This window comes from Martinezella multihospitum, assembly GCF_900094585.1.
Classification (GTDB): domain Bacteria; phylum Pseudomonadota; class Alphaproteobacteria; order Rhizobiales; family Rhizobiaceae; genus Rhizobium; species Rhizobium multihospitium.
Map to the genome: position 1 here is coordinate 574,940 of NZ_FMAG01000004.1, position 12,580 is coordinate 587,519.

At 60.1% G+C, this 12,580-nt stretch carries 12 protein-coding genes and 1 riboswitch; of the genes, 5 read left to right on the forward strand and 7 right to left on the reverse strand.

What is annotated here, in order from left to right:
* The first annotated feature begins 11 nt into the window (after window positions 1-11).
* Window positions 12-947, forward strand: a complete 936-nt coding sequence (locus GA0061103_RS18780) for a homocysteine S-methyltransferase family protein (RefSeq protein WP_092713735.1) — start codon at window positions 12-14, stop codon at window positions 945-947.
* Between the two features lie 42 nt (window positions 948-989).
* Here GA0061103_RS18780 and ribB read toward each other — a convergent pair whose 3' ends face one another.
* The 7 genes from ribB to GA0061103_RS18815 all read right to left on the reverse strand — a co-directional run bounded on the left by ribB (window position 990) and on the right by GA0061103_RS18815 (window position 7,921).
* Complete coding sequence (gene ribB / locus GA0061103_RS18785; RefSeq protein WP_092713737.1) at window positions 990-1,616, reverse strand: 3,4-dihydroxy-2-butanone-4-phosphate synthase; 627 nt, start codon at window positions 1,614-1,616, stop codon at window positions 990-992.
* Between the two features lie 112 nt (window positions 1,617-1,728).
* A riboswitch (FMN riboswitch) is annotated at window positions 1,729-1,876 on the reverse strand.
* Window positions 1,877-1,976: 100 nt separating this feature from the next.
* Window positions 1,977-2,759, reverse strand: a complete 783-nt coding sequence (locus tag GA0061103_RS18790; RefSeq protein ID WP_092713739.1) for a glucose 1-dehydrogenase — start codon at window positions 2,757-2,759, stop codon at window positions 1,977-1,979.
* Between the two features lie 77 nt (window positions 2,760-2,836).
* Complete coding sequence (gene tpiA, locus GA0061103_RS18795; RefSeq protein ID WP_092713741.1) at window positions 2,837-3,574, reverse strand: triose-phosphate isomerase; 738 nt, start codon at window positions 3,572-3,574, stop codon at window positions 2,837-2,839.
* Between the two features lie 4 nt (window positions 3,575-3,578).
* Complete coding sequence (locus GA0061103_RS18800; protein ID WP_092713743.1) at window positions 3,579-4,367, reverse strand: SDR family oxidoreductase; 789 nt, start codon at window positions 4,365-4,367, stop codon at window positions 3,579-3,581.
* A 20-nt stretch (window positions 4,368-4,387) separates the two neighbouring features.
* Window positions 4,388-5,866, reverse strand: a complete 1,479-nt coding sequence (locus GA0061103_RS18805) for a sugar ABC transporter ATP-binding protein (RefSeq protein WP_092713744.1) — start codon at window positions 5,864-5,866, stop codon at window positions 4,388-4,390.
* 28 nt (window positions 5,867-5,894) lie between these two features.
* On the reverse strand, window positions 5,895-6,824 hold the full coding sequence (locus GA0061103_RS18810) for a sugar ABC transporter substrate-binding protein (protein WP_092713746.1): 930 nt from the start codon (window positions 6,822-6,824) through the stop codon (window positions 5,895-5,897).
* A 116-nt stretch (window positions 6,825-6,940) separates the two neighbouring features.
* The gene (locus tag GA0061103_RS18815) at window positions 6,941-7,921 is read right to left on the reverse strand and encodes an ABC transporter permease (RefSeq protein WP_092713748.1); all 981 of its coding nucleotides are present in this window, start codon (window positions 7,919-7,921) and stop codon (window positions 6,941-6,943) included.
* A gap of 223 nt (window positions 7,922-8,144) precedes the next feature.
* Between GA0061103_RS18815 and GA0061103_RS18820 the strand changes: the two genes are divergently transcribed.
* The 4 genes from GA0061103_RS18820 to GA0061103_RS18835 all read left to right on the forward strand — a co-directional run bounded on the left by GA0061103_RS18820 (window position 8,145) and on the right by GA0061103_RS18835 (window position 12,529).
* The gene (locus tag GA0061103_RS18820) at window positions 8,145-8,954 is read left to right on the forward strand and encodes a transketolase (protein WP_092714374.1); all 810 of its coding nucleotides are present in this window, start codon (window positions 8,145-8,147) and stop codon (window positions 8,952-8,954) included.
* The gene (locus tag GA0061103_RS18825) at window positions 8,954-9,910 is read left to right on the forward strand and encodes a transketolase family protein (RefSeq protein ID WP_092713750.1); all 957 of its coding nucleotides are present in this window, start codon (window positions 8,954-8,956) and stop codon (window positions 9,908-9,910) included. The genes GA0061103_RS18820 and GA0061103_RS18825 overlap by 1 nt, the downstream gene beginning before the upstream one ends.
* 177 nt (window positions 9,911-10,087) lie before the next feature.
* A complete protein-coding gene (locus tag GA0061103_RS18830; RefSeq protein WP_092714376.1) occupies window positions 10,088-11,554 on the forward strand; it encodes an FGGY family carbohydrate kinase in 1,467 nt (488 codons plus the stop codon).
* Between the two features lie 21 nt (window positions 11,555-11,575).
* Entirely contained in the window at window positions 11,576-12,529 is a 954-nt protein-coding gene (locus tag GA0061103_RS18835; protein WP_075855981.1) for a sugar-binding transcriptional regulator, read from the forward strand.
* Window positions 12,530-12,580 lie beyond the last annotated feature (51 nt).

The following is a 12,580-nucleotide window of genomic DNA, read 5'->3' on the forward strand; positions in this document are numbered from 1 at the left end:
AGATTCCATTCATGAGCAAACTCTTGATCCTCGATGGCGGCATGAGCCGCGAACTGCTGCGTCTTGGCGCGGAACTGAAGCAGCCGGAATGGTCGGCGCTGGCGCTCGTCGATTCGCCTGCGATCGTCCGGCAGGTCCATGACGAATTCATCGCCGCCGGCTCGGACGTCATTACAACGAACAGCTACGCACTCGTCCCTTTCCACATTGGCGAGGAGCGGTTCTGGAAGGAAGGAGCCGATCTCATCGCCCTTTCCGGACGGCTGGCGCGCGACGCCGCGGATGCATGCAAGGATCGAAAAGTCCTGGTCGCCGGTTCGCTGCCACCCATCTTCGGCTCCTACGAGCCACAGAATTTCGATCCGTCAAGGGTACAGGACTATCTCAAGGTTCTGGTCGAGAACCTCGATCCTTATGTCGATGTCTGGCTCGGCGAAACCCTCAGCTTGATCGCGGAGGGAGAGGCGGTTCGGGCTGCGGTCGCTGAAACCGGCAAACCGTTCTGGATCTCCTTCACACTGGCGGATGACGCCGCCCAAAGGAATGGCGCTTCGCCCAAGCTTCGATCCGGCGAAACCGTCGAGGATGCGGCTCGGTGGGCCGCGTCATCTGGCGCCGAGGCGCTCCTGTTCAACTGCAGTAAACCGGAAGTCATGCGAGAGGCCGTCGATGCGGCAGCGGAGGTTTTCAAGCGGGGCAGCAGCAATCTGCAGATCGGCGTCTATGCCAATGCCTTTGAGGGAGAACAAGGCGAGTCCGCTGCCAATGAGGGCCTTCATGCGACCCGGGAGGATCTGAATGATGACGCCTATTCGCGCTTCGCCTGCTCATGGGTCGATGCCGGCGCGACGATGGTCGGCGGCTGCTGCGGGATTGGCGCCGGACATATCCATCAGCTGAAGAAGGCTCTCCTTCATCCTCAAGGAGCGCGGGAGAGCCTTGCATAATCATCAATCCGGTCAGGATCAGGATAGGCCGTATCAGAACGATCAGGCAGCCTTGAAGGGAGCGCTTGCAGCCCTGTAGGCAATCAGATCCTCGATCGTGACAAGATGGAGGCCATGCCGCTCGGCGAAAACTTCGAGCTCTGGAAGACGGGCCATCGTGCCGTCGTCGTTTGCCACTTCACAGATGACGCCGGCCGGCGAAAGGCCGGCAAGCCGGGCTAGATCCACGGCTGCTTCCGTGTGCCCCGGGCGCGACAGGACGCCGTTTGGATGCGCGCGAAGCGGAAAGATATGACCGGGCCGGGCAAATTCTTCCGGACGCGATCCGTCCCTGACGAGGGCCTGAACGGTTGCCGCCCGGTCTGCCGCGGATATGCCGGTCGTGGTTTCCGGGATGTAGTCGACAGAAACGGTGAAGGCGGTCTTGAGGACCTCCGTGTTGCGCGGCACCATCAACGGAATGTCGAGCTCGTCGAGCCTTTCGCCTTCCATCGGAACGCAGATGAGACCGCGGGCGTGGTTCATCATGAAGGCGATCGCCTGCGGTGTGACCGCTTCCGCAGCAATCACCAGATCGCCTTCGTTTTCGCGGTCACGATCATCGACAACCACGATGATCTCGCCCCGCGCAATTGCAGCGATCGCATCTTCAATTTTCGAAATTACCATTTTCCTGCCTTTCAAGGGTTGCCGTTTAAAACGGCGTGCATGGCCGGTCAAAGCCACCATCTTCCCTTGGGCGAACAAGCATGTGAACGCCACGGCGAAGCGGCGTCTCCTGCGTTGCTCTCTTCCATCCGGACTATGACCGTCGGCTCCGGCATCTCACCGGATCTGCTGACCCTTCCGAAAGCTCGGAAGGCGCTCGCGGGCTCGAGGAAACTCCCCATACCGCCGGTGGGGAATTGCACCCCGCCCTGAGAACAAGTGAAAGATACGGGATCAATGCCTCATTCCGCAAGAGGCTTTGATCGCCGAATTGTCGAGAATCCGATCCGTCCGATGAACGCACCGTTCCTCATTGTCGAACTACGACATGATCAGGCCGCCATCGACATTGATCGTCTGGCCGGTGATATAGGCCGCATCGTCACTGGCAAGGAAAGTGACGAGACCTGCAACGTCTTCGCCCGATCCGGCCCGTTTCATCGGAATGCCTGCGACCCATTCCTTCATGAGCTCGCCGGGGCCGTAGTTGCCGAGCAGCTTGCCCCAAGCCTGGTCGTTATAGGCCCACATGTCGGTTTCGATGATGCCGGGGCAAAAGGCGTTCACGGTAATGCCCTCGGTCGCGACTTCCTTTGCAAGGCTCTGGGTGATGCCGACCACGCCCATCTTCGATGCGGCATAATGCGGCGTGTAGATGAAGCCGTCGCGCGCCTGGCCGGAGGCGGTATTGATGATGCGGCCGCCGCGGCCATGCTTGCGCATGCGGGCAATCGCCTCCTGGGCGCAGAGGAAGACGCCCTTGGTATTGACCGCCATGACCTTGTCCCACTCATCCTCGGTCATATCCTCGACGCGGGCAATGGTGATGACGCCGGCATTCTGAATGGAAACATGGACGGCGCCGAAGGCTGCCTCGGCCGCATCGTAGAGCCCCTTCACACTGGCCTTGTCCGTCACATCTCCGACGAAAGAAATCGCCTTTCCGCCGTCAGCCTTGATCGCATCGGCGACCGTATGGACGGAATCCTCATTGGCCGAGACTACGAGATTGGCGCCCTCACGCGCGAACCGTTTGGCGATCGCGGCCCCGATGCCGCGGCTTGCGCCGGTGATGACGACAGTCTTGTTTTCGAAGCGTTGCATTCTCTATTCCTTTCGCGATGACAGCCACGCCAGGCGCCGGCTCAAGGGGCCGATCGCCCTGCCTGTTGCTGGCGATTTCAAGCGGCCGCCGTAATAATCCCGGCAAACTCCGATGCCTTCAGCGACGCGCCTCCGACGAGAGCGCCATCGACGTTGGAAACGCCGAAGATCGCCTTTGCATTCGACGCCTTGACCGAGCCGCCATAGAGGATTCTGACACCCTGCCCATTTTCTCCCAGCCGCTTTTCAAGTGCCTGGCGGATAGACGAATGTATCTCCTCGATCTGTTCCAGGGTCGGAACCAGTCCTGTTCCGATCGCCCATACTGGTTCATAGGCGATCGTCGTGTTCGAACTGGTTGCAGTGTTGGGAATTGATGCTTCTAGCTGGGCACGAACCACTTTGATCGCCCTGCCCTCGTCCCGTTCTTCTCGCGTCTCGCCGACACAAATGATGCTTACCAGCCCCGCCCCATGGACGGCGGCGGCCTTGCCTGCGACCACGGCATCCATCTCCTTGTAAGCCGAACGCCGTTCGGAATGTCCCAAGATTACAAAGCGAGCGCCGATTTCGGCGAGCATCTCGGCAGAAACATCTCCGGTATAGGCGCCTGAGGTCTGCGCGTGGCAATCCTGTGCCCCAATGGCAATCCCCGACCCTCGCGCCCGTTCGACTGCTTTCTCGACCAGCGTGAAGGGCGGGCAGACGACGATGTCACACGCCGCCTCGCCCGTTAGCCCCTTCAGCGCCTCGATCTCAGCCAGGGAGGAAGCGAGACCGTTCATTTTCCAGTTGCCGACAATCAGTTTCTTCATCACATCACCAGCAGCAGAAGCCACCGTCGACGAGCAGATCGACGCCCGTCACGAAGCTCGCGGCATTCGACAGCAGGAAGACGGCGGGGCCGACCATCTCATCGACCGTTGCCATGCGCTGCATCGGCGTCTGCTCTTCGAAAAGTTTGGTCTGGTGAACCATTTCCGGACGCGTGTTCATCGGCGTCGCCGTATATCCCGGCGAGATGGTGTTGACGCGGATGCCGCGACCGACCCACTCCATCGCCAGCGACTTCGACATGTGGATCACACCGGCTTTGGAGGCGTTGTAGTGGGCCTGGCTCAGGCCGCGATTGACGATGACGCCGGACATGGAGGCAATATTGACGATCGATCCGCGTCCATTTTTCAGCATGGCGCGCGCTTCTGCCTGGCAGGACAGGAAGACGCCTTTCAGGTTGATATCCATCAATGTCTGGTATTGGTCCTCTTCCATCTCCTCCGCAGGGTTGGCGTTGGCGATACCGGCGGCGTTGACGGCAAGCGTCAAGGCGCCAAGTTCCGCCTCTGTGCGGGCAACCGCATCCGCAAGAGAAGATTTGCTGGTGACATCAGCCGCGATCTGGATGGAACGGCGACCGGCCGCTTCGATATGCGAAGCCGTGTTCGCTAGACCATCGTCGGATCGACGGTCCAGAAGCGCGACGTTGGCGCCGCACTGCGCAAGGCCGATTGCGATGCGCTGCCCAATCCCGCTTCCAGCGCCGGTCACAAGCGCGACCTGTCCCTCAAGATCGAAAAGCTTCGGGGCGTTCAGAGTGATGTCGGACACCGCTCTTCCTTTCTGTTTGTCTAGATTGTCGCAAGTTCCATGACAGAGACATCATTGGCCTCGTCACGATTGAGAATGCCTGCCTGTTTGCCCTGTGCAAGCACGAGAATTCGGTTGGAGACACCAAGAACCTCCTCGAGATCGGAGCTGACGACGATGACGGCCACCCCCCGCTTTGCGAGGTTGACGATGATGTCGTAGATGCTGGCTCGCGCGCCGACATCGATGCCTCGGGTCGGCTCGTCGAGGACGACGACCTTGGGATCGCGCATCAGCCACTTTGCGATGACGACCTTTTGCTGGTTGCCGCCCGACAGGTCCGAGGCATATTGCTCGGCCCGGCCTTTGACGCCAAACTTCGCTACTGCCTTTTCGGCGAAAGCACGCTTGACGCGCGATGTGATCCAACGTCCGCCGAGCTTGTCGAGATTAGCATAGATGATGTTTTCGCTGATCCGATGACCGACGACGAGACCCTGCTCCTTGCGATCCTCGGGCACCATCACGATGCCCTTGGCGATCGCATCCGCCGGATCGCGAAGCTTGAGCTCTTCGCCCTCCAGCCTGATCGAACCGGCGCTGATCGGATCAACTCCGGAAATGGCGCGGACGAGTTCCGTGCGACCGGCACCAACCAGCCCGGCAATGCCGAGGATCTCGCCGGCCCGAACATCGAAGGTCACGTCCCGGAAAGAGTTATCAGGAGAGCTCAGCCCGCTGACCTGCAGAACGGGACGATCCGTCGGCTCGGGAAGCGTCGGGAACATCCGATCCAGCGAACGGCCGACCATGCTTTCGACGATCGTGCGAACAGGGGTGGCGCTATCGGCGAATTCCTGGACGCGCTCGCCGTCACGCAGGACAACGATGCGATCGGTGATCTGCTTGATCTCTTCCATGCGGTGGGAGATGTAGACAATGCCGACACCTTCAGACCGAAGCTTTCTCACCTGCTCGAACAGCGCTTCCGTCTCCGCGCCACCAAGTGCAGCCGTCGGTTCGTCGAGGATCAGCAGCTTGGCATTGAGCGCCAGCGCCTTGGCGATTTCGATGAGCTGCTGATTGGCCGTCGACAGGCCCGCGACCTTTCGCGTCGCTGGAATATGCAGGTTCAGGCGGGCAAGCTGTTCCTGCGCACGCCGAACCATCTGGGCGCGATCGACAGCCCCGTTCTTCATCGGCCATCGCCCGATAAAGACATTTTCAGCGATCGAAAGATGTGGCAGGAGCTGCAATTCCTGATGGATCAGGACGACGCCCTTGTCGATCGCCTCGCGTGGAGTGGCCGGGGCATAGGGCTGCCCCAGCCATGTCATCGTTCCCTCGGAAGGCGTGCGTGATCCGGCGATAATGCCCGACAATGTCGATTTGCCGGCGCCGTTTTCGCCGAGAAGCGCGACCACTTCACCCGGATAGACATCAAGGCTGACTTTCTTCAGCACCTGAAGCGGTCCGTAGCGCTTGGATATGCCCCTCAGGGAAAGAACGGGCTCAGTCACGGCACATCTCCTCAAGATTTCAGGACGATTACGGGTGGTTGGCGATGAAGCCTGCCACATTTTCCTTGGTCGTCAGCGTGGCGTCCATCAGCTGTACCGCCGGCACCTTCTCGCCGGCGACGAGCTTGACGGCGTTGGCGACCGCATCGCGGCCCATCTTCTGCGTCTGCTGCGTCGCGGTCACGTCGAAAACACCCTTGCTGAGCGCTTCCAAAGCTGCCGTATCGCCATCGAAGCCGCCAACAACGATCTTCTGGGATGGGTTCGCAACCTTGATCGCCTGTGCTGCGCCGAGTGCGAGCGCATCAGCCTGGGCAAACACGATCGAGACATCCGGATTTGCCTGCAGCATGTTCTGCATGATCTGGAAGCCCTCGTCCTGAGCCCACATGTTGGAATACTGCTCGGCCACCACCTTCACATCGGGATTTGCCTTCAGCGATTCGGCGCAACCCTTGCTGCGGTCGACCTCAGGCGTTGTGCCCTTCTGACCGTGGATGATCACCATCTTGCCCTTGCCGCCAGCCTGCTTGAGGATGTAGTCGCAAACGGCCTTGGCCGACGCGACGGAATCCGTCGCAAGGAAGGTGTCGCCAGGCGCGCCGTCGGCGTTGCGATCGACGTTGACGACCGGAATGCCGGCATTCTTGGCGAGCTTTACGGGAACGCTCGCGGCCGCAGCGCCGGCCGGAATATAGATCAAGGCATCGATGTTCTGGGTCAGCAGATCCTGGATCTGATTGATCTGGGTCGGACCATCGCCCTTGGCATCCACGGTCACGACCTGAATGCCACGCTTCTTGGCTTCATCCTCGACGGACTGCTTGATCTGGTTGAAGAAGTTTGCCTGCAGGTTTGCGACGGCAAGGCCGATCTTCTTGGTGTCTTTTGCCTGAACAGAGCCCAATGACATCGCCAGCACGGCGGCCGAGGCCAGAAGAATGCGCGCAAGTTTCATTTCATTTCCTCCTTTTTTAGTGAACCCTTGGGCATATCCTCCCCCTCGGGCAAATGATCCGCTCCAAACCTTTCGGAGAGGAAATCGCTAGGATCCGCCGGACGCGGATCCGAATATCAGGCCCGCCGCCTGCGGATCGTTTCCGCACCAACCGCAAGCACAATGACGATGCCGATGATGACCTGCTGCAGGAATGGCGAGACGTTGAGCAGATTGAGGCCGTTGCGCAGGACGCCGATGATCAGGACGCCGATCAGCGTGCCGCCGATACCGCCGGATCCACCGGAGAGCGAAGTGCCGCCAATGACGACGGCCGCAATCGTGTCGAGTTCGTATCCAAAGCCGCTGGATGGCTGAACGGAATCGAGGCGGGCCGCCAGCACGATACCGGCCAGACCGGCGAGCACTGCGCTTGCGACATAGACCGCAATCGTCACGAGCTGGACATTGATGCCGGCAAGACGAGCCACTTCGGGATTGCCCCCCACGGCATAGAGCATGCGGCCCTCGGAGCGGAAGTGAAGAAACACCCAGGCCACGGCGACGACCGCCAGCATCAGGAAGACCGTTGCTGTCAGCACACCGAAATGGCGATCGATCGCGAGCATCATGAACCAGTCGGGAAATCCGACGATCTGCTGTCCATCCGTGATCATGTTCGCGACGCCGCGCGCGGCTGACATCATCGCCAATGTCGCGATAAAGGCCGGAACCCTGAAAAGAGTGACGAGAAGTCCGACGATCAGTCCGCTCACCGCAGAGGCGACAAGTGCGACGGCGATCCCGGCTGCAAGCGGCAAGCCGGCAATATTTGCCGTCCAGCCCATGACCATCATGGACAGCGCAAGAACCGAGCCAATGGAAAGGTCGATGCCACCGATCAGGATGACGAAGGTCATGCCGACGGCCATGATCCCAAGCACGGTGATCTGATCGAGAATGTTGAGGCCATTGCGGAGCGAAAGAAACGCATCGGTGCTGATGCTCAGGAAAACGCAAAGAGCGAGCAATCCGACAAGTGGCCCGGTAGCGCCGGTGAGCTTTTTCAGCCACGCCACGGACGGACGGCTCTGTTCATTGACGTCGATCGCCACCATCATTCCTCCCAGGGACCTGAGGCTAGCGGCCATGCCTGGCGGCTAGGTTTTCAAAATAGAATATTTATTCACATATGCTGGAAAATTCATTACCAACTCACCTTGGCGCTGTCAACCGAGTCTTTTCGGCCTGTTTTGACGACAACTCATCCACGGGGGCTTGACTAACGATCTTCCTGTGCAAAAATATAAATAGATGAATATTTATTCACACGAGGAAATGATGGAGCCTTCCGAACTTGAACGCGTTGCTCGGCAGATACGTCTGCGAGACCTCCAGGCAGTCTACGAGGCAGGGGCCGGACATATCGGCGGCGAGATGTCCGTGATCGATCTCCTGACCGCGCTGTATTTCCGCGTGCTGCGCGTCTGGCCGGATCAGCCGAAACATCCCGATCGGGACAGGTTTGTGCTGTCGAAGGGACATACGGCATGCGCGCTTTACGTCACTCTGGCGAAACGCGGTTTCATTCCGGAAGACGAGATTTCAACGTTCCTGAAGCCGCATTCGCGGCTCAATGGCCACCCCAATTGCAACAAGGTGCCGGGCGTCGAAACCAATACCGGTCCTCTCGGACACGGCCTGCCGGTTGCGGTTGGCATGGCCAAGGCGGCGAAACTATCGGGCGCCGGCTACCATACCTACGTGATCACCGGCGATGGCGAGATGCAGGAGGGCTCCAACTGGGAGGCGATCATGGCCGCGGCGCAGTTCCGGCTTGATAACCTCACCCTGATTGTCGACCACAACCGTTTCCAGCAGGGTGCCGCGCTTTCGGATACGAACGACATAGCACCTCTTCGTCCTAAGCTCGAAGCCTTTGGCTGGGACGTTACCGAAATCGACGGCAACAACATGCATGAGGTCGTCCCGGCGCTCGAGCACCGAAGCGACCGTCCCCACTGCATTGTGGCCCACACCAACAAGGGACACGGAATCTCTTTCATGCAGGACCGTGTCGACTGGCACCACAAGGTTCCGAACAAGGAACAGTACGAAGTCGCATTGGCAGAATTGTCGGAGGCACTTTAATGAACGCACCCGTGAATGCACCCAAGCTCCATGACTGCCGAGACGCTTTCGCATCAACGCTCGAACGCCTTGCCGCCGAGAACGAAACGATCGTCGCAGTCTGCAACGATTCGGTCGGATCTTCGAAGCTCGGCGGCTTCAAGTCGAAGTTTCCCGACCGCCTGGTCAATGTCGGCATTGCCGAGCAGAACATGGTCGGCGTCGGCGCAGGCCTCGCCAATGGCGGACGCCTCCCCTATGTCTGCGGCGCCTCGCCATTCCTCACAGGTAGATCGCTAGAGCAGATCAAGGCCGACATCTCCTACTCGAATGCCAACGTCAAGCTCGTCGGTATTTCCTCTGGAATGGCCTATGGAGAGCTCGGCCCGACCCATCACTCCATCGAGGATTTCGCCTGGACGCGCGTTCTGCCCAACCTTCCCGTGATCGCGCCATGCGATCGCATCGAGACGGCGGCCGCGGTGGAATGGGCGGCAAACTATAATGGCCCGTGCTTCCTGCGCCTGTCGCGGGTCGGCGTGCCCGACCTTCTGACGGAAGGGCACAAGTTCGAACTTGGAAAGGCCAATCTCCTGCGTGAAGGTTCCGATGTCACGCTCATCGCAAACGGAACGCTGACCCATCGCATGATGAAGGCGGCCAATATTCTCGCGCAGCGCGGCATCAAGGCCAGGGTGCTCAATCTCGCCACGGTTCGTCCGATCGACGAGGATGCCATCATTGCGGCTGCCCGGGAAACCGGCGCGATCGTGACTGCGGAAGAACATTCGATCTTTGGCGGGCTGGGATCGGCTGTGGCCGAGGTTGTTGTCGACAACGTCCCCGTGCCGATGACGCGCCTCGGCGTTCCCGGCATCTATGCGCCGACCGGCTCGGCCGAATTCCTGCTCGACGAATTCGGCATGGCCCCATCGGCTATTGCGGACGCCGCGCAAGCGCTTATCAAGCGCAAATAGACGAACAGCACGCATTGGAACCGAGGCGGATTGCCGCCCGTCCCTGTCATTAGAGCCGGATGATTTTAGCTCGAATCGAGCTAAAATCTGAATCCGCTCTGAAATCAAAGAAGTAGAGCATGATGTCGTCCGAAAACCGCTCACACTTTTCGGCACCATGCTCCGGTGGAGGATATGATGCGGGCCATTCTGGCAATCGACCAGGGAACCACCAATTCTAAGGCGGTACTGGTCTCCGAGAGCGGAGACATCATTGCCAGAGGCTCGGCTCCGGTGGGCATCTCCTATCCGCAGCCTGGCTGGGTCGAACAGGATCCCGATCGGATTTACGCATCCGTCTGTGAAGCGATCGCACTATGCCTGCAAAGCGCGCCAGGCGCGACAATCGGAGCAATAGCGATCTCCAATCAGCGGGAATCCGTCACTATATGGGATGCCGAAACGGGCAAGGCGCTTGGGCCGGTTTTGAGCTGGCAATGCCGGCGCACGGCGCCGGATTGCGAGCGTCTCATCGCGGACGGACATCTCAAGCGCGTCGAGGCGTTGACCGGCCTCCCCCTTGATCCGATGTTTCCTGGCCCGAAGTTCCGATGGCTTCTCGATCGGGTCGCGCATGGGAAAAAGGTCCGCATCGGAACGATCGACAGCTGGCTCATTCACTGCCTTACCGACGGCCGCAAGCATGTCTGCGACGCCTCGAATGCCGCGCGAAGCCAGTTGTTCGACCTTGAGGCCCAAGCCTGGAGCGAGGAACTGGGCGCGATTTTCGGAGTCGATATCCGGCTCCTCCCCCAAGTGCTCGACAGCTCCGCGGATTTCGGAACAACGCGTGGTCTTGCCGGCGTTCCGGATGGCACACCGATCAGATCGGCCATCGGGGACAGCCACGCAGCATTGTTCGGCCACGGAGCCTTCAAGCCGGGCGACGGCAAGGCGACCTTCGGAACGGGGTCATCCATCATGACCACTCTTCCGCGCTTCATCGCACCGCGCAATGGCATCACCACAACGGTCGCCTGGCGCGTCGCCGGACAGCCAACCTTCGCATTCGAAGGCAATATTCTTGTTTGCGCCGCAAGCCTGCCATGGATGGCTGGCATCCTGGGTCTTCCCGATGTTGGCTCCCTTGTAGACCTAGCTGCAACCGCCGAGCCTGATGGCCCGGGCTTCGTGCCCGCCTTCGTCGGTCTGGGCGCCCCGTACTGGAATTCTGACGCCCGCGCCCTTTTCTCGCAGATCAACTTCAGCACAACCCGCGCGCAGATGGCGCGCTCGGTCACCGACTCGATCGCTTTCCAGGTTCATGATGTGATCACTGCGATGCGGGCACAGAGCGGTGGCGATCTCGGCATGCTTTACGTCGACGGCGGGCCGAGCCAGAACCGCTTTCTCATGCAGTGCGTATCAAACCTGGTAAAACACGCTGTCATCCAGTGCGAGGCACCGGAGGCGTCGGCGCTTGGAGCAGCCTATCTTGCAGGTCTTTCGATAGGCCTGTGGCCGGATCTCGATGCCATCGCGGCGCTTCCGAGAAACAATAAGGTCATCGAGCCGGAAAACATCGACGGCACTGGCCTCCTGAACAGGTGGAATGATGCGGTGGCCCGCTCGACGTTGCGCGCAACACCGGTTAAAGGTGAATAAAAATTCACCCCGGGATCAACGATGGCTCGCCTTAACGAACTCCGCCTCATCTCAAGAGTTGCCCAGATGTACCACATAGAGGGCAAGCGGCAGGCGGACATCGCGCAGCACCTTCGCCTGTCGCAGGCAACCGTGTCGCGAATGCTGAAGCGGGCCGAGGCGGAAGACATCGTGCGGACAAGCGTCATTCCGCCCGTCGGCACCTACAGCGAACTCGAAGGAGCGCTACGCGAGAAGTACGGTCTCCCCGAGGCGATCGTCGTCGAATGCACCGAGGACCGGGACGGCGCCATCATGGCCCGGATCGGCGAAGCTGCCGCGCATCTTCTGGAGGTGACGCTTGCGCCCGGCGAAATCATAGGTGTGTCGAGCTGGAGCCAGACGATCTTCAGGATGGTGGAAAACATTCATCCGCAGAAGAGCGCCCAGGCCAAATATGTCGTTCAGACGCTTGGCGGCATGGGCGACCCGTCGGTCCAGACGCATGCCACCCAGTTGACCACCCGCCTTGCCCGACTGACGGGTGCCGAGCCGAAGCTTCTTCCCGTGCAGGGCGTCACGACCTCACGCGAGGCCAAACTCCTGATGCAGGCGGATCCGTTCGTGCGGGAGACCATGGATCTTTTCGGCAGCATCACTCTCGCCATCGTCGGCATCGGGGCCGTGGAGCCGTCGGAACTGCTGGCGAGATCCGGCAATATCTTCTCGTCGCGGGAGCTTGCCGATCTCGCCGAGGCAGGTGCAGTCGGCGATATATCGCTGCGGTTCTTCAACAAGGACGGCAAGCCTGTCAAGACGCCGCTCGACGAGCGCGTCATCGGCTTCCCGCTTGAAGATCTCGAACGGGTCGATCGGGTCATCGCGCTTGCCGGCGGAGCGAAGAAGACCGCGGCAATCGCCGGAGCCCTCAGGATCGGAGTTATCGATACGCTGATAACGGATAAGTTCAGCGCCGAGCGCCTTATAGAGTCATAGGCGGCCACGGCAGCAACAATCTGTCGCCAATGGAATCGCCGCCTATGTGGC